21 protein-coding genes are annotated in these 19,526 nt (G+C 63.4%); 1 reads left to right on the top strand and 20 read right to left on the bottom strand.

The annotated features are described in order from the left end of the window. Positions 1-150: 150 nt before the first annotated feature. The 4 genes from eno to larC2 form a co-directional block, all read right to left on the bottom strand. Positions 151-1,440 carry a phosphopyruvate hydratase gene (eno, locus tag PMX70_RS06505; protein WP_271740399.1) on the bottom strand — a complete coding sequence of 430 codons (1,290 nt, stop codon included), beginning with the start codon at positions 1,438-1,440 and terminating at the stop codon, positions 151-153. A 189-nt stretch (positions 1,441-1,629) separates the two neighbouring features. Beyond that, positions 1,630-2,490, bottom strand: coding sequence for a nucleoside triphosphate pyrophosphohydrolase (gene mazG / locus PMX70_RS06500; protein ID WP_271740400.1), 861 nt, complete (start codon positions 2,488-2,490; stop codon positions 1,630-1,632). Between the two features lie 2 nt (positions 2,491-2,492). Then, positions 2,493-3,041, bottom strand: coding sequence for a phosphodiesterase (gene yfcE / locus PMX70_RS06495; protein ID WP_271740401.1), 549 nt, complete (start codon positions 3,039-3,041; stop codon positions 2,493-2,495). A 73-nt stretch (positions 3,042-3,114) separates the two neighbouring features. After that, positions 3,115-3,600 (bottom strand): nickel pincer cofactor biosynthesis protein LarC2, encoded by a 486-nt coding sequence (gene larC2 / locus PMX70_RS06490; RefSeq protein ID WP_271740402.1) that lies wholly within the window; start codon positions 3,598-3,600, stop codon positions 3,115-3,117. A gap of 298 nt (positions 3,601-3,898) precedes the next feature. Between larC2 and PMX70_RS06485 the strand changes: the two genes are divergently transcribed. Then, a complete protein-coding gene (locus tag PMX70_RS06485; protein ID WP_271740403.1) occupies positions 3,899-4,810 on the top strand; it encodes a PHP domain-containing protein in 912 nt (303 codons plus the stop codon). A gap of 2 nt (positions 4,811-4,812) precedes the next feature. Here PMX70_RS06485 and hisE read toward each other — a convergent pair whose 3' ends face one another. The 16 genes from hisE to PMX70_RS06405 form a co-directional block, all read right to left on the bottom strand. Further along, positions 4,813-5,130 carry a phosphoribosyl-ATP diphosphatase gene (gene hisE / locus PMX70_RS06480; RefSeq protein WP_195363443.1) on the bottom strand — a complete coding sequence of 106 codons (318 nt, stop codon included), beginning with the start codon at positions 5,128-5,130 and terminating at the stop codon, positions 4,813-4,815. Positions 5,131-5,175: 45 nt separating this feature from the next. Next, positions 5,176-5,505: a phosphoribosyl-AMP cyclohydrolase gene (hisI, locus tag PMX70_RS06475; protein WP_271740404.1), complete on the bottom strand. Its 330-nt coding sequence runs from the start codon at positions 5,503-5,505 to the stop codon at positions 5,176-5,178. Between the two features lie 148 nt (positions 5,506-5,653). Further along, positions 5,654-6,436 carry an imidazole glycerol phosphate synthase subunit HisF gene (gene hisF, locus PMX70_RS06470; RefSeq protein WP_271740405.1) on the bottom strand — a complete coding sequence of 261 codons (783 nt, stop codon included), beginning with the start codon at positions 6,434-6,436 and terminating at the stop codon, positions 5,654-5,656. 3 nt (positions 6,437-6,439) lie between these two features. Continuing rightward, positions 6,440-7,183, bottom strand: a complete 744-nt coding sequence (locus PMX70_RS06465; protein WP_271740406.1) for a 1-(5-phosphoribosyl)-5-[(5-phosphoribosylamino)methylideneamino]imidazole-4-carboxamide isomerase — start codon at positions 7,181-7,183, stop codon at positions 6,440-6,442. Then, positions 7,180-7,881 (bottom strand): imidazole glycerol phosphate synthase subunit HisH, encoded by a 702-nt coding sequence (locus tag PMX70_RS06460; RefSeq protein WP_271740407.1) that lies wholly within the window; start codon positions 7,879-7,881, stop codon positions 7,180-7,182. The genes PMX70_RS06465 and PMX70_RS06460 overlap by 4 nt, the downstream gene beginning before the upstream one ends. Positions 7,882-7,960: 79 nt before the next feature. Then, on the bottom strand, positions 7,961-8,548 hold the full coding sequence (gene hisB / locus PMX70_RS06455) for an imidazoleglycerol-phosphate dehydratase HisB (RefSeq protein WP_117779030.1): 588 nt from the start codon (positions 8,546-8,548) through the stop codon (positions 7,961-7,963). Beyond that, the gene (hisC, locus tag PMX70_RS06450; protein WP_271740408.1) at positions 8,549-9,664 is read right to left on the bottom strand and encodes a histidinol-phosphate transaminase; all 1,116 of its coding nucleotides are present in this window, start codon (positions 9,662-9,664) and stop codon (positions 8,549-8,551) included. A gap of 1 nt (position 9,665) precedes the next feature. Beyond that, on the bottom strand, positions 9,666-11,087 hold the full coding sequence (gene hisD, locus PMX70_RS06445; protein WP_271740409.1) for a histidinol dehydrogenase: 1,422 nt from the start codon (positions 11,085-11,087) through the stop codon (positions 9,666-9,668). Positions 11,088-11,192: 105 nt separating this feature from the next. After that, the gene (hisG, locus tag PMX70_RS06440; RefSeq protein ID WP_271743185.1) at positions 11,193-12,908 is read right to left on the bottom strand and encodes an ATP phosphoribosyltransferase; all 1,716 of its coding nucleotides are present in this window, start codon (positions 12,906-12,908) and stop codon (positions 11,193-11,195) included. A gap of 403 nt (positions 12,909-13,311) precedes the next feature. After that, positions 13,312-14,373, bottom strand: a complete 1,062-nt coding sequence (locus tag PMX70_RS06435; protein WP_215675047.1) for an SIS domain-containing protein — start codon at positions 14,371-14,373, stop codon at positions 13,312-13,314. Positions 14,374-14,640: 267 nt separating this feature from the next. Then, entirely contained in the window at positions 14,641-15,486 is an 846-nt protein-coding gene (locus PMX70_RS06430) for a sugar phosphate isomerase/epimerase family protein (RefSeq protein ID WP_117770651.1), read from the bottom strand. A 112-nt stretch (positions 15,487-15,598) separates the two neighbouring features. Then, the gene (locus tag PMX70_RS06425) at positions 15,599-16,432 is read right to left on the bottom strand and encodes a PTS system mannose/fructose/sorbose family transporter subunit IID (protein ID WP_006235883.1); all 834 of its coding nucleotides are present in this window, start codon (positions 16,430-16,432) and stop codon (positions 15,599-15,601) included. Further along, positions 16,413-17,186: a PTS mannose/fructose/sorbose/N-acetylgalactosamine transporter subunit IIC gene (locus tag PMX70_RS06420; protein WP_006235882.1), complete on the bottom strand. Its 774-nt coding sequence runs from the start codon at positions 17,184-17,186 to the stop codon at positions 16,413-16,415. Before PMX70_RS06420 ends, PMX70_RS06425 begins: the two co-directional genes overlap by 20 nt. A gap of 294 nt (positions 17,187-17,480) precedes the next feature. Continuing rightward, entirely contained in the window at positions 17,481-17,963 is a 483-nt protein-coding gene (locus PMX70_RS06415; protein ID WP_055252644.1) for a PTS sugar transporter subunit IIB, read from the bottom strand. A gap of 57 nt (positions 17,964-18,020) precedes the next feature. Then, entirely contained in the window at positions 18,021-18,440 is a 420-nt protein-coding gene (locus PMX70_RS06410) for a PTS sugar transporter subunit IIA (protein ID WP_006235880.1), read from the bottom strand. Positions 18,441-18,461: 21 nt separating this feature from the next. Beyond that, a partial coding sequence (locus PMX70_RS06405) for an SIS domain-containing protein (protein WP_271743184.1) occupies positions 18,462-19,526 on the bottom strand: 1,065 nt, incomplete at its 5' end.

Genomic DNA, 19,526 nt, shown 5'->3' with positions numbered 1-19,526 from the left:
ATAGCACGAGTGCGCGCACCGCCTTCGGCGGCCCTTGCTCGACATAAAAAAGGCGCTGAGCCATATGGCCCAGCGCCCAATGGTGCTCAACAGTGCCCGGCGGGAACGAGGCGAATCCGAGTCAGCTCCGTCCCCGCACACGCCGCCTGCCTAGCGAATGTTGTAGAACGCGGCCTTTCCGGCGTAGCGCGCGCTGCCCTCGAGCTCGTCCTCGATGCGGATGAGCTGGTTGTACTTGGCGATGCGATCGCTACGGCACGGGGCGCCCGACTTGATCTGGCCGGCATTGACGCCCACGACCAGGTCGGCGATCGTGGAATCCTCGGTCTCGCCGGAGCGGTGACTCACGATGCAGGCGTAGCCGGCCTCCTTGGCGGTCTCGATGGCCTCGAGCGACTCGGTGAGCGTGCCGATCTGGTTGACCTTGACCAGGATCGCGTTGGCGGCGCCCAGCTCGATGCCCTTCTTGAGGCGCTCGGTGTTGGTGACAAACAGGTCGTCGCCCACCAGCTGCACCTTGTTGCCAATGCGCTGGGTGAGCTCGACCCAACCGTCCCAGTCCTCCTCGGCCATGCCGTCCTCGATGGAGATGATGGGATAGGTGTCGACAAGCTTCTCCCAGTAATCGACCATCTGGGCGCTCGTGTACTCCACGCCCTCGCCCTTGAGCTCGTACATACCGGTCTCGGCGTTGTAGAACTCGGTCGAGGCCGGATCCATGGCGTACATGAAGTCGACGCCGGGCTTAAAGCCAGCCTTCTCGACGGCCTTGGTGATGTACTCGAACGGCTCAGCGTTGGTCTTGAGGTTGGGCGCAAAGCCGCCCTCGTCGCCCACGCCGCCGCCCAAGCCGGCCTCGTGCAGCACGCCCTTGAGGGTGTGGTAGACCTCGGCGCACCAGCGCAGGCCCTCGGCAAAGCTCCGGGCGCCCACCGGCATGATCATGAACTCCTGGAAGTCGACGTTGTTGTCGGCGTGCACGCCGCCGTTGAGGATATTCATCATGGGCGTGGGCAGCAGATGGGCGTTGACACCGCCCAGGTACTGGTACAGCGACAGGCCCGCCGACTCGGCTGCGGCGCGGGCAACTGCCAGCGACACGCCCAGAATGGCGTTGGCGCCGAGCTTGGTCTTGTTGGTCGTACCGTCCGCGGCGATTAGCGCGGCATCGACGGCGCGCTGATCGAAGGCGTCGAGGTCCACGACGGCATCGGCACACTCGTTGTTGACGTGCTCGACGGCCTGCGAGACACCCTTGCCCAGATAGCGGCCCTTGTCGCCGTCGCGCAGCTCACATGCCTCAAAGGCGCCGGTCGAAGCGCCCGAAGGCACCATCGCGCGGCCGAAGCTGCCGTCCTCGAGCACGACCTCGACCTCGACGGTGGGGTTGCCGCGACTGTCGAGCACCTCGCGACCGTAGACATCCAAAATATCGCTCATGTTGTCTCCCTCTCACTTGGAAACGGGTTGAATGCTTGGCGACGCGGCTTACACGCTGCAGCGGCGCGAAGGTTCATAAGTTAGCCTTGTCGCACTTTTTGTATTATGCCCTAAGTTAGCCAAGCGATACAATCTTTTTAAAAAATAATGGGAGCGATGGGACAAGTCTGTCCCGTCGCTCCCGCGGTATTACTCCCCTGCCTTTGCTGCGTCCCACAGGTCGTTGAGGCCATGGGTCGAAAGCTCGGCAAGATCCACGTGGGCGTCGGCCGCCATCTGCTCCATCGCGGCCCAGCGGCGGCGGAACTTTGCCGTGCTGGCACGCAGGGCGCTCTCGGCGTCGATACCCTCCTTGCGCGCGACGTTGACCAGGGCAAAGAGCAGATCGCCAAACTCCATTTCGCGCTCGGGCGTTCCGGGAGCCTCGGCCTCAAACTCGGCACGCTCCTCAGCTGCCTCGTCCCACACGTCCTGGACCGTCTCCCACTCAAAGCCTACGGCAGCCGCCTTGCGCGACACCTTCTGCGCCTGCATCAGCGCCGGCAGGTGCGTGGGCACGCCGTCGAGCAGCCCCTCGGGCGCGGCCTCGCCTGCCGCCACGGCCTGGTCTTTGGCAGTCTTCTCGGCAAGCTTGACCTCGTCCCAAATCTTGAGCACCTCGTCGGAGTTGTCGGCATCCGCATCGCCAAACACGTGCGGGTGACGACGAATGAGCTTGGCGTCGATATCGCGCGCCACGTCGGCTAGCGTAAACTCGCCGGCGTCCGCCGCGATCTGCGCATGCAGTACGACTTGCATCAGCACGTCACCCAACTCCTCGCGCAGATGCGTGGCATCGTCGGCCTCGATGCAGTCGAGTGCCTCGTAGGCCTCCTCGATCATGTTCTTGCCAATGCTGCGGTGCGTCTGCTCGCGGTCCCATGGGCAGCCATCGGGCTGACGCAGGCGCCAGATGGTCTGTACCAGATGCTGCAGCTCGGCCGACGCGTCTACCAGCGTGGACAGATCACGCGAACCCTCGGCATTTTGCTGAGCCATATGCTCGGCCATGGTTAGTCCTCCTCCATGACCACGTGGCGGAACGTGCCGCCCTCGTAGATGCCGTAGCTGTGCGAGCCGTCCTTGGGGATGCTCACGCTGCCGGGGTTGAAGAGCCACAGACCCGGGTGCGCGGCGCTTTCCTCGTTGACCTTGACGTGCGTGTGACCGTAGACGAGCGCGGAACCCTCAGGCAGCGCGGGTGCGTGGTCGACGCTGTTATGCATGCCAGCGCCAAAGACGTGGCCGTGCGTCAGGAACAGCTCGCGGCCGGTCTCGTCGAACAGCGTGGCGTAGTCGGCCATGACGGGGAAGTCGAGGACCATCTGGTCGACCTCGGCGTCGCAGTTGCCGCGCACCGCGATAATGCGGTCGGCCAGGGCGTTGAGCAGCGGAATCACACGCTTGGGGGCGTAGTCGCGCGGCAGCTCGTTGCGCGGGCCGTGGTAGAGCAGGTCGCCCAGCAGCACAATGCGGTCGGGCTGCTCGGATTCGATGGCGGTGCAGAGGCGCTCGGCCCAGTATGCCGAGCCATGGATGTCGGAGGCGATGAGGTATTTCATGGGGAGTCCTTTCGGAGTGGGGTTGCTAGGGGCTGAATACGGGATCTGGCGGATATGGAGCCCATCTACCGTGTTACTCGAATCGCAGCGCCGCGCTCTGAGCCGCCTGCATCACGCGTTGGAGCGGCACGTCATGTTCGCGGGCAAGACGGGCGCAATTCTCGTACTCGGGAGCCGCGCGCTCGCTGCCGTCGGGCAGGGTCGCCACCTTAACGGATACCTCGCCCCAAGGCGTTGTCACCTGCTCGAATCGGCGCGGCAGGCAAACGCGTTCCATCACCTGGCGACGAACGGCGTTGGTCGTGGTCTCCAAAAAGATAATCGTCTGTAGGCGCTCGATATCCTCGTGCGAGCAGATCACCTGCAACTGCCATCCGGGGCGACCCTTTTTGCAGTAAAGCGGCAGCCAATGCACCTCGCGGGCGCCGGCCTCGCGCAGGCGGTCAGCGGCGTAGGCGAGCACCTCGGGCGACGCGTCGTCGATGTCGCACTCCAGCTTGACGATAGTTTCGGGCGCATCGGTCTCGCGAGACAGCGGGGATGTGCTATCGCATGGCATACGGTCCGGCTCCTTTCCGCATGGGCTCGTTTTGTTCACTCAAACGCTAGCACATCGGACGTGGCACAGGCGTGACTTTCGTCCGTCGCCGCCCTCGCCCCTATCCAAACATGTACATCAGCCTCCAAACATGTCATTTTTTGCAGCTTTTGGAGGCTGATGTACATGTTTTGAGAGCAAGCGAGGCCGCACCGGCGCCGCGCAGCCTTTCCAATCGATTTCGAGCTCCGGCGTGCGCGGCGTGTTGAGAGCTGCGCCATTACAATGGAGCGGATTCGCCAAATGCAAAGGAGTCGCCATGCCCACCTGCCCGCTGGTCGATTGCCACACCCACACTTCGTTTTCGGATGGCCATGCCTCGTTTGAGGACAACGTTCGCGCCGCTGCTGCGGCCGGCTGCCGCGCTATGGTCTCGACCGACCATCTCACCCTGCCCGCCAGCATGGACGCCAACTGCGAAGTGCAAGTTGTCGAGGGCGACCTGACGGCACATCGCCTGGCATTTGAGGACGCCCGCAAGCTCGCCGCGCAGATCGCGCCGGAGCTCGAGCTTGTCTATGGCTTTGAATGCGACTGGTACGAAGGTTGCGAGCCTTTGGTTGAGCGCTGGTCCGCGGGTGCCATAGTGCGCTTGGGCAGCGTGCATTGGATTGGCAACCCAGGCGATATCATGGCCGGCGCCGCGGGCACGGCGGGAACGGAAAACGTCGCTCGTCCCGATACACCCGATTCGCGCTGCGGTTGGGTCGACGACGACACCAACCTGCACGTTTGGGAAAACCTTGGCGTGCTCGGCGTGTGGGAGCGCTACGTCGACGACTGGTGCCGTGCTTGCGAAAGCTCACTCAACTTTGATGTGATGGCCCACCCCGACCTGGTCATGCGTTTTTCGAAGGAAGGCTTTGCGCCCGATTTTGACCCGGCGCCGTTTTGGGAGCAGATGGCCGAATGCGCCCACGATACGGGTCGCCGCATTGAGGTCTCGACGGCCGCATCGCGCAAGGGCCTCGACGACTATTACCCCTCGACGGGGCTGTTGCGTTGCTTCGCCCACGCCGAGGTACCCATCGCCTTTGGCTCGGACGCGCACCGCGCCTGCGACATCTGCTGGAATATCCGCGAAGCGCAAGCCCACGCCTACGACTGCGGCTATCGAACCTTCGACATCCCCCACCCTACCGGCGAATGGGAGTCCACGCCCCTCGCCTAAGACTAGTGACGGCGGGCGTTGAGTTCGCCGGCCAGTTCGTCGAGGGTGATGCCGTAGCGCTCGAGCGTCACGAGCAGGTGGTAGATCAGGTCGCCAGCCTCGTAGCGGATGTGATCGTGATCGTTATCCTTGCAGGCCATGATCACCTCGCTCGCCTCCTCGGCAAGCTTCTTGAGCAGCTCGTCCTCGACGTCGGTCAGCAGACGCGCGGTATAGCTCTCCTGCGGCGATGCATCACGACGACCGTGAATCACCTCGGCCAGACTTGTCAGCGTCTCTCCGATATTTCCATCCTGAACGTTTGCGGTGCGCACACCCATAGTTCAATCCTTTCTGGTGGCCGAGCGTCTAATCGAGCGCCCGCCCTACGCGAGTTTCTTAAAGAAGCAGGTACGGTTGCCGGTGTGGCAGGCCGGACCCGGCGAGTCGACCTTGACCAGCAGCGTATCGCTATCGCAGTCGGCCCAGAGTTCCTTGACCTCCTGCATATTGCCGCTCGTCGCGCCCTTGTTCCAGAGCTCTTGGCGGCTGCGGCTCCAAAACCACGTGGTGCCGGTCTTGAGCGTCAGCCCCACCGATTCCTCATTCATCCAAGCAACCATAAGCACCTCACCGGTGTCATACTGCTGAACCACACAGGGAATCAGCCCGCGGGCGTCGTATTTAAGATCAGCAGCTTCTACTACCTCAGTCATCATTTCTCCCAAGTAATAACAGTAAGCCCCACAGGTCGGCGAGGGTTGTCCAGGTGCCGCAGGTTGCCGCGAAAGAGGAGCGACGCGTACTTTGGTACGCGAGCTACGGTTTGAGCGGCAAGATGCGGTGCCTGGGCAAGCCGCAGCGCTAGAAGTCCAACCTGACAGGGATGCCCTGCGAGGCCATGTACTCCTTCACCTGGCGAATGCTGAAGGTTCCAAAGTGAAAGACGCTGGCCGCCAGTACGGCGTCGGCTTCGCCCTCGATCACGCCCTCGGCAAAATGCTCGAGCGTGCCCACGCCGCCGCTCGCGATGACGGGGATTGGCACCGCGCGCGCCACGGCGCGGGTGAGCGCCAGGTCAAAGCCAGCCTTGGTGCCGTCGCGATCCATACTGGTCAGCAGAATCTCGCCGGCGCCGCGACGAGCCGCCTCCTCGGCCCATGCCACTGCATCGATACCCGTGGCGTTGCGGCCTCCTGCGGTAAAAACCTCCCACTTGTCGGCATCCGGCTGCCCAGGCAGGCCGACGCGCTTGGCATCGATCGCCACGACCACGGCCTGGCTGCCAAACGCCGCGGCAGCTTGGCTGATCAGCGACGGGTCGCGCGCGGCGGCAGAGTTGAGCGACACCTTGTCGGCACCGGCGGCAACCATGGTCCGCATGCCCGCCAGGTCGCGAAAGCCGCCGCCCACGGTATAGGGAATGGCGAGCTCCTCGGCCGCATGCGCCGCCATCTCGATGGTCGTCGCACGGTTGTCACTCGTGGCGGTTATGTCCAGGAAAACGACCTCGTCTGCACCCTCGCGGTCGTAGGCACGGGCAAGCTCCACCGGATCGCCCGCATCGCGCAGGCTCACAAAGTTGACGCCCTTGACCACACGGCCATCCTTGACGTCTAGACAGGGAATTACGCGTTTGGTAAGCATGGGCTACTCCTCCTCTCGGGCGGCGACTAGCGCCTGGGCGAGTGTAAAGTTGCCCTCGTAGAGCGCGCGACCGGTGATGGCGCCCTCAATAGCGCCCTCGCTCACCGCGGCGAGCGCGCGGATGTCGTCGAGCGTCGAGATACCGCCCGACGCCACGACGGAAAAGCCCGCGACCTCGGCCACATGGCGATACGCCGCCACATCGATGCCCGTCTGCATGCCATCGCGCGCGATGTCGGTATACACCAGGTGCTTAAAGCCCAGCTCGGAAAGCTGTGCCACGGCATCGTCGAGTGCCACGCCCGCGCCGTCGCGCCAACCATTCACCTTGACCTGGCCATCGCGCGCGGCAATATCCGCCACCAACAGCTCGCCAAAACCTTGGGCTGCCACCTCGGCAAAACCCGGCTCAGTCACCAACACGGTGCCCAGCGCAATGCGACGCGCGCCGTAGCCTGCCAGCTCGTCGATGCGCGCGAGCGAGCGGACGCCGCCGCCCACATCTACGGACAGACCGTCGACGCCGCAGATGGCCTTGATCGCCGCCGAGTTGGCGGCACATGCGTCCTCATCCTCGCCAAAGACGGCGGACAGGTCGACGACGTGCACCCAGCTTGCGCCCTGCTCGGCAAACGAGCGGGCAACGGCCACGGGGTCGTCGGAATATACCTTGCAGCGGCTGCGGTCACCGCGCTCCAAGCGCACGACCTTGCCGCCGATCAGATCGATTGCGGGAAACAGGATCATCGGCCAACCTCCTCGACGATGTTGACGAAGTTCTTAAGGATGCGCCGACCAAGCGCGGAGGATTTCTCGGGATGAAACTGGCAACCCCACACGTTGCCATGACGCGCGATGCACGGGAAGCTCCGCGTGTAGTGCGTGCGCGCCAAAACATCAGCGGCATCGGCGTCGTCGGCCACCGCGTAGCTGTGGGTGAAGTACATGTTGGCGCCCTCGGCAAAACCGGCGAGCAACGGATCGGCCGCGCCGGCGGGCGTCATGTGCACCTGGTCCCAGCCCACGTGCGGCACCTTCAGGCGACTCGATTCCAAGCGCGTACACGAACCGCGCATGATGCCCAGGCCATCGACCCAGGGGCCGCCAGACTGCTCAGGGGTGCTGCCGTCTGCAGCCATGCCCTCGTCCGCAGGCACGCCCTCGTTGCCGCGCTCAAAAAAGAGCTGAAGGCCCAGGCAGATGCCGAGCAGCGGAGTTCCGGCGGCGACGGCGTCGAGCACCGCGTCCGCCTCGCCGCCCTGACGCATAAAGGCGATCGCGTCATAGAACGCGCCCACGCCCGGGATGACCAGGCCGTCGGCGTTGCGGATCTGCTCCGGATCGTCCGATGTGCAGGCGGCGGCACCGGCGCGCGCAAGCCCGCGCACGACGCTCGACAAGTTGCCCTTGTGGTAGTCGACCACCACAATCTTCGGTTCGCCCACGCGACCCCTCCACTTCTCATCATCCAAAACCACCACAAAGGTGCCTGTCCCCTTTGTGGTGGTTTTACCCTTGTGACGGTTACAGCGATCCCTTGGTGCTGGGGATGCCCTGCACGCGGGGATCGAGCTCGCAGGCGTGGCGCATCGTGCGACCCACGGCCTTAAAGGCGGCCTCGATAATGTGATGCGAGTTGCCGCCCGCCAGCTCGCGCACGTGCAGCGTGAGCTTGGCATCGCGCGCAAAGGCGTAGAAGAACTCGACGGCCAGTTCGGTATCGAAGCTGCCCACGCGCTCGGTCGGCACGGGCAGCTCGCAGTAGGCCTGCCCGCGCCCCGAAATATCAACAGCAGCCATCACGAGTGTCTCGTCCATGGCGATCGCCGCGTCGGCAAAGCGTGTAATGCCCGCCTTGTCGCCCAGCGCCTGGCAAAACGCCTCGCCCAGCACAATGCCCGTGTCCTCGACGGTATGATGCGCATCGACCTCCACGTCGCCCACCGCGTGCACCGTCAGATCGAACAGGCCATGGCGGCCAAAAGCGTTGAGCATGTGGTCGAAAAACGGCACACCGGTCGAGATATCGCACACGCCGCTTCCATCCAGGTCGAGCTTTACGACAATGTCGGTCTCGCCCGTCTTGCGGGTCACCTCGGCATAGCGGTCCATCTACATCTCCTCCTTCACCAGCGCGGCAAACGCAGCCAGCACCTCGTCGTTTTCCTGCGGGGTGCCCACGGTAATGCGCAGGCAGTCCGCGAGCCCCGGCGCGTAGCTAAAGTCGCGCACCAAAATCGAATACTCGTCGCGCAGACGCTCGCGCACGCGCGTGGCATGCGACGTGCGCACGAGCACAAAGTTCGCCGCGCTCGGCCATGCCTCCACGGGCATGCCCTCGGCAGCCATTGCACGCAGGGCACACAACTCGCGCTCGCGCTCGGATGCGACCTGTGCCACCACAGGCGCATACGCATCGCGGGCACGCACGCAGGCAAGCGCGGCGGCCTGGCTTAGCACGTTAACCGAGTAGATTTGGCGAATCGCCGCAAACACATCGATGACCTCGGGCGCCGCGATCACATAGCCCAGACGCGTGCCGGCGGCGCCAAACGCCTTGGACAGCGTATGCAGAATCACCAGGTTGGGATGCTCGGCGATAAGCCCCTGCGCCGTGGTAGTCGCGCCAAACGAATCGTCCGCAAACTCAACGTAGGCCTCGTCGACCATGACCATGCCGGGGCATGCATCGCACAGGGCCGCGACAAAGTCGAGCGGCGCCACGTCGCCCGTGGGGTTATTGGGCGAGGTCACGATGGCCAAGTTGCACTCCGGCGCCGCGGCGAGCATGGCTGCCTGGTCGAGCTCAAAGCTCGTCGGATCACGCCACACGTCGCGCACCTCGGTCTGGCACAGAGACGCAAAGAACGCATACTCGCTAAAGCACGGCGGGCAGTTGAGCAGGGTCCGTCCCGCGCCGCCAAACGCCAGCAGGTAGTTATAGAGCAGCTCGTCGCCGCCGTTGCCCACGCAAATATTCTCACGTGCCACGCCATGCCAGGCAGCAAGCTCATCGCGCAGGTCGTTGGACATGGGGTCGGGATAGCGGTTGAGCGGCGTGGCAGCCAGGGCCGCGTCGACCGCCTTGCGCACGCCAGCCGGCACGGGATAGGTGTTCTCGTTGGCCGAAAGATTGATGCGCGTGGGCGCAAAGTCGGGATCGTAGGGTTCGATACCGGCCAAGTAGGGCTGGACGAGCTCCTTCATGCGCGGCGTGAGTTCGGCCATGTTAGGCCTCCTCGCCGGTCGCGCCAGCGGAAGCCAGGTCCACACCCTTGGCAACCGTCGCCACGGCGTCGCCCGGCCAGGCGACCTTGGTCAGGTCGGCCGCAGCCAGAGACTCGGCACTCACGGCATCCTCGCCCTGCTCCAGCACACGGCGACGCAGAGCGGCGGATAGCGCGTGCGCCCACAGGCCCTCGGCCTCGGCCAGACGTTGTGTGGCGGGAGCGTCGGAGAGCAGGCCCTCGGGCGTATAGCAAATGACGCTCGAGCGCTTAACGAACTCTTCGACCGAAAGCGGGTTGGAGAACATGGCCGTGCCGCCGGTCGGCAGCGTGTGGTTGGGGCCGGCAACATAATCGCCAAGCGGCTCGGAGCTCCAAGCGCCCACAAAGATGGCGCCGGCGTTGCGAATGCCGCCAAGCAGGCCCATCGCATCCTTGCAGTGCAGCTCCAGGTGCTCGGGCGCCACGGTGTTCACGGCCTCGACGGCGGCAGCCATATCGGCGGCCACCACGATGGTGCCTTCGCTGTCGAGCGAGGCGCGCGTGATCTCGGCACGCGGCGACTGCGCCACCAGAATGTCGATACCAGCCTCGACCTCGCGCGCAAACTGCTCGTCGCAAGTCACCAGATAGCAGGCTGCCAGCGGATCGTGCTCGGCCTGGGCCATCAGGTCTGCCGCGACCACCATGGGCTTGGCCGTGGCATCGGCCAGTACGCAGACCTCGGAGGGGCCAGCGACCATGTCGATTCCCACGTCGCCCGAGACAATCTGCTTGGCCGCGGCGACAAAGGCGTTGCCCGGACCGGTGATTTTATCGACACGCGGAATGGTCTCGGTACCGTATGCCAGCGCGGCCACGGCCTGGGCGCCGCCCACCATATAGATTTCGTCCACGCCGCCGAGCTTTGCCGCGGCGAGCGTGTAGGGGCTGATCAGGCCGTCTTTTTGCGGCGGGGTCACCATAACCACGCGCTTGACGCCGGCAACCTTGGCGGGAATGGCGTTCATGAGCACCGTGGAGGGATATTGCGCGCGACCGCCCGGTACATAGATGCCAGCCGCCGCGAGCGGGGTCACCTTAACGCCGAGCATCGTGCCGTCCGGGCGCGTGGTAAACCAGCTCTGTTCGACCTCGCGCTGGTGGAACTCGCGAATCTGGCGCGCGGCCTTCTCGAGCGCGGCGACAAAGGCCGGATCGAGGCCTTCGAGCGCGGCATCGATCTGCTCTTGCGGCAGACGGAAGCTCTGCAGCTCAACGCCGTCAAAACGCTGACAGTAATCGCGCACCGCGGCATCGCCGTTGGCGCGCACGTTGGCCACGATATCGCGGGCGGCGTCGACGATGTTTTGCGGCAGCACGCCCTTGCGGTTGAGCTGCTTGGTAACGAGGCGCTCACCGGGAGCAAGCTTGATGGTCTTCATATCGGTATCCCCTATCGGTCGAGGTTGTGTTCGAAAAACGAGAGGCCGGGCGGCGGCGCCAATCGGCCCGCAGCCCGTACGTTGGGGCGCCCGTGCGCGCTCGCGCTATTGTGCCGAGCCCGCGACGGGCTCAAAATGCTTGTCCTTAACGGCCGCGGCCAGGCGATCTGCCAGATTGCGTACGCGCGGATCAAGGCGCGCAGCACCCGGATTGACAAAGAAGCGGGCCGTGCAGTCCATGATGCGGCCGGTGATGACCAGGTCGTTGTCACGCAGCGTGGCACCCGTGGCGGTAATATCCACGATGCGATCGGTCATGCCGACAATGGGGCCCAGCTCGATGTTGCCGTGCAGCGAGACGATGTCGGCGTTCACGCCGCGCTCGGCATACCAGGCACTCGCGATGCGCGGATACTTGGTGGCCACGCGAAGCGACCCACGGCGGGCATAGTTGCGCTCGGCCTGGCCGGCGCGCCACGCGGGCTCCGCCTCGATAAAGGTGCACAGGCCGTAGCCCAGATCGACCAGCTGCAGCAGGTTGAGGTCTGCCTCGATAAGCGAGTCCCAGCCGCAGATGCCACAGTCGGCACCGCCGCAGCCCACAAAAGCGGGCGCGTCGCTGGGACGCACGATGACAAATTCGATATCGCCGACCGTGCCCTCGCCGGCACGTGTGTCGCGACCACGCACGATCAGGTGACGGCCGGGATCGCGCAGCTCAGAGACGTCCAAGCCCGCGGCCTCGAGCACATCGAGCGTATCGGCCTTGAGCGAGCCCTTGGGCACGGCGATACGCAGCGGACCCTCGGCGCCACGGCCCACGGCATGGTCACCATCGGAAGCAGCGTCCTCGGCCGAGGTGCGCGCGGCTTCCAGACGCTCGAGCGAAAAGGCAAAGCCCGCCGCCGGCACCTCGATGCCGTCGCCGAACGCACCGGTAAAGATGGAGTCGTAGCGACCGCCCGAGCCCACCGGATCGGGCAGGCCACCGGCATAGGCCTTAAAAACCAGGCCCGTGTAGTAATCAAAAGAGTTCATGATGGAGAAATCGAAGGACAGCACCTGGGCGTCCTCGGGAGCCAGGCCCTCGACCAGGGCGCGCAGCTCGCGCGTGAGCGGCGCGACAATGCCCGCCGCCGCCAGAAGCACATCGACGCGGTCGAGTACCTCGGCGCCGCCGTGCAAGCGCGGCAGCTCGCTAATGGCGGCCTTGACGGCATCGGACTCGGCGCTTGCCGCCACGCGGGCATCGAGGCCCACAAAGTCGTTGGCGTGCACGCAGCGCAAGGCCTCGGCGGCCAGCTCGCGATCCTCGCACGCCGCGAGCAGCTCCTTAAACGGACGCACGCTACCTGCGATAATGCGCGCATCGGGCAGCGCCAGCTCGCGCACGGCCTCGGCCACGAGCGAGACAATCTCGACATCGCCCGCGGTATCGCCCGCACCGATAAGCTCAAAGCCCAGCTGGGTGAACTGACGCGAACCGCCGGCATTGCGCTGGCACTCGCGAACCACCGGCGCCTCATAGCGCAGGCGCAGGGGCAGGTCGGCCGCACGCATGCGGGTCGAGACCAGACGCACGATCGGCAATGTGTTGTCGGGACGGACCACCAGCAGACGGCCATCATCGTCAAAAAGCTTAAACGGCGTGTCCGCGATGCGGCCGCCTTCCTCGAGTGAACCCTTGTCCTCGAGCAGCGGCGTTTCGACCGGAAGGTAATGATGCTCCCTGAAGCAGCCCTTCACCGTCAGCGCAATCTCCTCGCGCGCCTGAGCCTCCTCGGGCAATATATCCCGGAATCCCCACGGTGTGGCCGTCATCTGGTGAGCCTCCTCATGCTGTGTTTCACATAGAGCAGAAGACCGGCATAGCTCCGCCGGTCTTCTGGGTACTTTAGCATACTAGAGTGTTTGCGGGGAAAATCCGTCGCAGCCGCTCACACCGTATTCATTTGGAAACATAGGGGCGGGCCCTCAGCTTAATCTGGCGATCCCCCAGGCCAGTCGGAAACCGCGTCCCGTTTTTCGGCCAAAAACTGGGATGCATTTTCCGCCGGAGGCCTCATCCGGAAACCACATCCCACTCTGAGCTGAAATTCCGGGATGGACTTTCCGCCGGACCCCCGCGCCAGCAGCAACGCAAAAAGGGCGCCCGCGCAATGCGGACGCCCTTGTGTAGGGTCGAGATATCAACCAGCCAAGATATCGGACCTGTGACCAGCTCTTAGTAGTCGAACTGGTGGTAGTAGCGGCGGTACTTGAGGTTGTGCTTGGTGACCAGCTCGTAGTTGCGCGCGAGGCGGTCGGTGGTCAGCGCGGACAGGATCCAGGGCGACACGATGACGCGGAAGTCGTCGTCCAGGCCCGGGATCGCGTACTCGGCGGTGTCGATGATGACGTAGTCCTCGTCGCCGGTCACGCCGCTGGTGAGGAAGGCGCGGACGCGCTCGTCGAGGGCGCGGCACTCGTCCTCGCCCATGAACAGGAACACCGGGACGCCGGGCTCGAGCAGCTCGAGCGTGCCGTGGAAGAAGTCGTGCGAGGTGATGTGGCGGATGCGCTTCCACTGCATCTCCTCGAGCAGGCACATGGAGTACAGGATGGTCTCGCCCCACAGCGCGCCCGAGCCGATGAACATGGTGTAGTCGGCCAGCGCGTACTTCCTGGCGAGCTCCTCGGCGCGCGGCTCGAAGCGCTTGCGGATGTCGAGCATGTCCTTCCAGACGTCCTTCGTCTGCTCGATGAACAGGTCGAACTTGGGGAAGCAGCCGCGGCGGTTGAGCAGGCGCAGGCCGAAGCAGTCGGCGAGGTAGTAGCCCTTCTCGCAGCCGCCGGCGCCGTGGTCGGAGGCCATCATGACGCAGTTCTCGGCGCCCACGGCCTGGCCGATCTTGCCCTCGGGGTTGGTCATGGCGAAGACGCGCACGCCCATCTCCCTCATCTTGCCGACGGCCTCGAGCACCTCGGGGGTGGTGCCGGACTCGGAGGCGGTCAGCACGACGGACCTGTCGGTCATGCGCTTGTGGCCCATGACGTTCCACTCGGCGGCGTGGATCAGGTAGACCTCGAGGTCGCGGTCGCCGAACTTGTTCATGAGGTACTCGAGCTGCATGAACTCGTCCCAGGTGCCGCCGACGCCCATCAGGAAGACGGCGTCGTAGCCCTCCTCGTGCACGCGGTCGGCCAGGGCGGTCATCTTCTTGCCGGCCTCGTAGACGTTCCTGCCGTCCTCGAGGTAGCCCTCCTGGTCGAAGTGCATGATCTCGATCTTCTCGGTCTCCTTCATGTGTGTCCTCCCATCACATGTGCGCAATTCTATACATCGCGCTTCTTGCTGATACCAATTATAGCCATACGATTGCTTGTTATTTAATACCAATCCAAACTCACGGAGATTTGCGGCGAACGGTCGGTTTCCTCGCCCGAGTGGTATTACAACGCCAATAGTTGTCTATTTCGAGCGCTACTGCCAACGGGTTCCCCACAACTCGCCAGCTATAAAAGCGTTGCGCCAGACCCGCCCAAGCGTTTCCGGCGCAACCGCGCAGTTTAGTTATTCGGCTTCCATCTCCGCTGTCACACGGCGATACATCTCGATAACCTGAGTCGTCGCCTTGGACGGATCCTGATAGTAGCGGCCATCACACGTCTCGGCCGAGACATAGCCCGTATAGCCGTGGCGCATGAGTGCCTCGAGGTCGGCACGCATATCACGCTCGCCGTCGCCCCAGGCAAGATGCGTCGTGCCGCCGCCCACATCTACAAAGTGGGTGTGAACGATCTTGTCGCCCAAAACCTCAAAGTAGCCGTCGATCGTGTCGCCGGCAACTTCCATGGCGCCAAAGTCGATACAGGCCTTCAGGTTGGGACGATCGACCGCCTCGAGGATGCGCGCGACATCCTGTGCGGTGTTGACCAACACGGACTCCGATGGCTGCAGGGCCTCGAGCGCGACGCGAATACCGCGCGTATCGGCGTAGTCGCACACCGAGCGCAGCATGGCAACGCTGCGGGCCCAGGCGTCCTCAGCCGGCTCGTCCAGATAGGCCCAACCACTCGTCACCAGAATCTGCGGCACGCCCAACTCAACGGCAACGTCGATCACATTCTTAAAGTACGAGAGGATGCGTTTTTGGCCCGCCTCACCGCGCACCGCGACGTTCCACGGCTTGGGGTTGTTCTGCTCGGGGCACACGCACACGATCTTGATACCGTATTGGGCGGCAAGATCGCGAATCTTATCCACCGAATCGTGCTCATGGCAATCCACATACAGGTGCATCGAGCCGGTCCACAGCTCGATATTGCGATAGCCGGCCTCACCTGCAGCCTTAAAAAACGTCTCGATGCTGTAGTAACGATGGTTGATGTTCATGAGCGAAAGCTCGGGTACGACCATAGCCCTCCCCTTTCGTACGGAGTTTTAAAAAACAGGGGGCCGCCGCAGATGCGACAAGCCCCCCAAAGATCGACGCAACCGTTAGACGCGATGGAAGCGCGATTCGAACATATTAGGCAAGCACGCCAAAGTAAGCGCCGATGATGCCCACGACCATGGTGCAGAGGATCAGGACCATCGGGTTGATCTTCTTGGAGAGCAGCCAGTAGTAGAGCCAGAAGGCGGCCATACCGAGCATACCGGGCATGATGCCGTCCAGGATGTCCTGGAGAGTCTGGGCGGAGTCGCCCTGACCGATGGCGATGGGCAACGAAGCCCAGAACATGTCCTTGCTCATGGCGCCGACGACCATAACGCCGACAATGCCGACGCAGGCCATGATCTTTTGCATCAGGCCGGTCTTCTGAGCCTCGTCGAGGAAGCCAATGCCTAGCTCATAACCCTTGATAGCGCCAAAGATACGAATCAGGAACGCCGGGATGTTGTAGACGAGCAGGAAGGCGATGGGGCCAAAGACGTTGCCGGCCTGGCACAGGCTGATGCCCACGGCAGCGGCGACGACGCGCAGGGTGGACAGGAAGAAGGAGTCACCCAGGCCGGAAAGCGGACCCATGAGGGCGGCCTTGATGTCGTTGACGCTCTCGGGCTCAACCTCGCCACGAGCGACCTTTTCTTCCATGGCCATCGCGATGCCACCCACGAAGGGAGCGAGCTGCGGGGTGATGTTGAAGAATGCGCTGTGACGGTGCAAGGCCTCGGCGTAATCATCGGGACGGCCGGCATAGATCTTCTTGAGCATGTTGGCGACCATCAGGCAGAAGGCAATGTTCATCTGCTTGTAGTAGGTCCAGGAGAATTCCATGCCCAGGGCGCCGGTGTTCACGGCGCTCTTAATGAGGTCGGAGCGAGTAATCTGGTTCTCGGAATTAGAAGTCATCGTCCTCATCCCCTTCCACAGAAAGCTGGGACTGGGCGCCACCAAGGCCCAGCAGGTCGTACTTGTCGATGCCGATGATGATTGCGATCAGGGCGACGCCGAGGACGGGCACGTTGGCATAGGAGCACAGCAGGAAGCCCAGGAAGTAGAACGGCACGAGCTGCTTGGTAAGCACCAGACGGCCGAGCATGGCGAAGCCCATGGCAGGCAGGATGTTGGCTGCGACGCCAAAGCCATCGAGGACGAACGTCGGGATGAAGTCGAGCAGGCCCTGAACGGCGTCGGCACCCAGATAGAAGGAGACCGAGCACAGGATAAAGGCCAGGACGACAATCACGAGACCGATAATCCAGTGCATAGCGTAGATACCCTTGAGGTTACCCTTGCTGGCAAAGACGTCGGCACGGTCGACCAGAAGGGGCATACCGGCGTTGACGACGTTCTTAATGGCCAGGCACAGAGTGGCGATGGGCATCGCGAGCGCGATAGCGGCCTCGGTGCTCTGACCCAGCTGAATAGCGAAGGCGCAGGCGAGCACACCGCCAATACACTCATCGGGCGGCACGTAAGCGCCGATGGAGATTGAACCCATGAAGAGCAGCTCGAGGCTCGCACCGATGGCGAGGCCGGACTGCAGGTCCCCGAGGACTATGCCGACGAGCGGGCACAGAACGATCGGGCGGAACGCATAGAGCGTACCGAGCTGATAATCGAGCTTACCGAAGGCAGCGATAAGTCCGATGAGGATCGCTTGAACAAGCATTGTTCCTCCCTTTGATCCCTCTTGGATCCGCGCGGCGATTCCCGACTTGTCAGCGCGCCCTTTTCCATGCCGACAATCGCCTAGACAGATCCAGCTTGTACCGGTGTGCTGTTAACACCTAAACCGGTGCAAATGATTTGATACCAATTATATAGTCATGAGAAAACTATTTAATACCAATCGCTCAACGGGCGTGTACTCCCGGTGAACGGTAGATGGGGGTAACGGGTAAAGCGTTTATCCGGTACGCCCACGAATAGGGGCGGCGCCGTGCGCGCCGCCCGTGGTTCTCAATTAGAGGGCGCTTAGGGCATCGACCTTGGGGTCGTCGGCCAGAGCGCGAATCTCGACCTCGACACCGCGGCCGACGAGCTCACGAATGTCCTCTTCCTCGGCAGCAGTCACAAAGATCTGGCGGGAGATCTTACGGGCATCGGGACGCTGCTCGTCCTTGGACTTGGTGTTGCCCAGGTTGATGGAGGTGATCTGCGGGCAGCCGTCGACAAGCTGCTTGGCCTCGGCGATGCTGGCGACGCAGATGATCATCTTGTACTTATCGGTAACACCGGAGTTGATGGCCTCGATGGCGTGCTCCATGTCCTTGATGACGAGCTTGACGTTGGCCGGCTTTCCCATCTTGAGCGTAGTCTTCCAGACGGGATCGTTGGCAACCTTGTCGCCAACGCAGAAGATGCAGTCAGAACCCAAGCCCTGGACCCAAGAGACGGCCACCTGGCCATGAAGCAGACGATGGTCGACGCGAAGCAGTTGAATCATGATTGACCCCCAAAGGTCTCATGCCGGAAACCCGGCCCCATTAATAGCAGGCGGTGACTAGAACTCTTCCTCGTCATCCGCATCGGTCAGCAGGTCGTTGACAAACTTGACGCGCGTGTCGTCAGCCGCGAGGATCTCGCGGATAACCTGATCGGCGGGAGCCTCCTGGTCCGAAAAGAGCAGCTGGATCAGCAGCGGCAGATTCATGTTGGCAACCAGGTAGGTGTTGGGGCGCGTCTGGACGATCTTGGTGAACTCGTTGTTGACGCTGCCGCCAAACAGGTCGGTGCACACGATTACGTCGTCGGCGGGGTCGAAGGTCGCCAGGAGCTTGGCGGCCTCCTCGGCGACATCGGTGCGGCCGTCGACAAACATCGACAGGTCGTGGACGTTATCGCGCGCGCCCGAGAGCAGCTCGGTACTCTCCTTGATGCCGGTCGCAAAATGCGCGTGGCTGGCGAAGATGTATTGCCTCATTGCGGTTTCCCCCAAATGAAATTAGTAGTCGAACTGGTGGTAGTAGCGGCGGTACTTGAGGTTGTGCTTGGTGACCAGCTCGTAGTTGCGCGCGAGGCGGTCGGTGGTCAGCACGGACAGGATCCACGGCGACACGATGACGCGGAAGTCGTCGTCCAGGCCCGGGATCGCGTACTCGGCGGTGTCGATGATGACGTAGTCCTCGTCGCCGGTCACGCCGCTGGTGAGGAAGGCGCGGACGCGCTCGTCGAGGGCGCGGCACTCGTCCTCTCCCATGAACAGGAACACCGGGACGCCGGGCTCGAGCAGCTCGAGCGTGCCGTGGAAGAAGTCGTGCGAGGTGATGTGGCGGATGCGCTTCCACTGCATCTCCTCGAGCAGGCACATGGAGTACAGGATGGTCTCGCCCCACAGCGCGCCCGAGCCGATGAACATGGTGTAGTCGGCCAGCGCGTACTTCCTGGCGAGCTCCTCGGCGCGCGGCTCGAAGCGCTTGCGGATGTCGAGCATGTCCTTCCAGACGTCCTTCGTCTGCTCGATGAACAGGTCGAACTTGGGGAAGCAGCCGCGGCGGTTGAGCAGGCGCAGGCCGAAGCAGTCGGCGAGGTAGTAGCCCTTCTCGCAGCCGCCGGCGCCGTGGTCGGAGGCCATCATGACGCAGTTCTCGGCGCCCACGGCCTGGCCGATCTTGCCCTCGGGGTTGGTCATGGCGAAGACGCGCACGCCCATCTCCCTCATCTTGCCGACGGCCTCGAGCACCTCGGGGGTGGTGCCGGACTCGGAGGCGGTCAGCACGACGGACCTGTCGGTCATGCGCTTGTGGCCCATGACGTTCCACTCGGCGGCGTGGATCAGGTAGACCTCGAGGTCGCGGTCGCCGAACTTGTTCATGAGGTACTCGAGCTGCATGAACTCGTCCCAGGTGCCGCCGACGCCCATCAGGAAGACGGCGTCGTAGCCCTCCTCGTGCACGCGGTCGGCCAGGGCGGTCATCTTCTTGCCGGCCTCGTAGACGTTCCTGCCGTCCTCGAGGTAGCCCTCCTGGTCGAAGTGCATGATCTCGATCTTCTCGGTCTCCTTCATTCC

This window comes from Collinsella aerofaciens, from assembly GCF_028206795.1.
GTDB classification, from domain to species: domain Bacteria; phylum Actinomycetota; class Coriobacteriia; order Coriobacteriales; family Coriobacteriaceae; genus Collinsella; species Collinsella aerofaciens_AX.
Note: the sequence above shows the minus strand (reverse complement) of the source record. Positions and strands in the feature narration are given on the sequence as shown.

What these genes read in the sequence shown, in the direction of transcription:
- eno (WP_271740399.1), bottom strand. Translation starts at nt 1,440, where the DNA reads ATGAGCGATATTTTGGATGTCTACGGTCGCGAGGTGCTCGACAGTCGC.
- mazG (WP_271740400.1), bottom strand. Translation starts at nt 2,490, where the DNA reads ATGGCCGAGCATATGGCTCAGCAAAATGCCGAGGGTTCGCGTGATCTG.
- yfcE (WP_271740401.1), bottom strand. Translation starts at nt 3,041, where the DNA reads ATGAAATACCTCATCGCCTCCGACATCCATGGCTCGGCATACTGGGCC.
- larC2 (WP_271740402.1), bottom strand. Translation starts at nt 3,600, where the DNA reads ATGCCATGCGATAGCACATCCCCGCTGTCTCGCGAGACCGATGCGCCC.
- PMX70_RS06485 (WP_271740403.1), top strand. Translation starts at nt 3,899, where the DNA reads ATGCCCACCTGCCCGCTGGTCGATTGCCACACCCACACTTCGTTTTCG.
- hisE (WP_195363443.1), bottom strand. Translation starts at nt 5,130, where the DNA reads ATGGGTGTGCGCACCGCAAACGTTCAGGATGGAAATATCGGAGAGACG.
- hisI (WP_271740404.1), bottom strand. Translation starts at nt 5,505, where the DNA reads ATGACTGAGGTAGTAGAAGCTGCTGATCTTAAATACGACGCCCGCGGG.
- hisF (WP_271740405.1), bottom strand. Translation starts at nt 6,436, where the DNA reads ATGCTTACCAAACGCGTAATTCCCTGTCTAGACGTCAAGGATGGCCGT.
- PMX70_RS06465 (WP_271740406.1), bottom strand. Translation starts at nt 7,183, where the DNA reads ATGATCCTGTTTCCCGCAATCGATCTGATCGGCGGCAAGGTCGTGCGC.
- hisB (WP_117779030.1), bottom strand. Translation starts at nt 8,548, where the DNA reads ATGGACCGCTATGCCGAGGTGACCCGCAAGACGGGCGAGACCGACATT.
- hisC (WP_271740408.1), bottom strand. Translation starts at nt 9,664, where the DNA reads ATGGCCGAACTCACGCCGCGCATGAAGGAGCTCGTCCAGCCCTACTTG.
- hisD (WP_271740409.1), bottom strand. Translation starts at nt 11,087, where the DNA reads ATGAAGACCATCAAGCTTGCTCCCGGTGAGCGCCTCGTTACCAAGCAG.
- hisG (WP_271743185.1), bottom strand. Translation starts at nt 12,908, where the DNA reads ATGACGGCCACACCGTGGGGATTCCGGGATATATTGCCCGAGGAGGCT.
- PMX70_RS06435 (WP_215675047.1), bottom strand. Translation starts at nt 14,373, where the DNA reads ATGAAGGAGACCGAGAAGATCGAGATCATGCACTTCGACCAGGAGGGC.
- PMX70_RS06430 (WP_117770651.1), bottom strand. Translation starts at nt 15,486, where the DNA reads ATGGTCGTACCCGAGCTTTCGCTCATGAACATCAACCATCGTTACTAC.
- PMX70_RS06425 (WP_006235883.1), bottom strand. Translation starts at nt 16,432, where the DNA reads ATGAGGACGATGACTTCTAATTCCGAGAACCAGATTACTCGCTCCGAC.
- PMX70_RS06420 (WP_006235882.1), bottom strand. Translation starts at nt 17,186, where the DNA reads ATGCTTGTTCAAGCGATCCTCATCGGACTTATCGCTGCCTTCGGTAAG.
- PMX70_RS06415 (WP_055252644.1), bottom strand. Translation starts at nt 17,963, where the DNA reads ATGATTCAACTGCTTCGCGTCGACCATCGTCTGCTTCATGGCCAGGTG.
- PMX70_RS06410 (WP_006235880.1), bottom strand. Translation starts at nt 18,440, where the DNA reads ATGAGGCAATACATCTTCGCCAGCCACGCGCATTTTGCGACCGGCATC.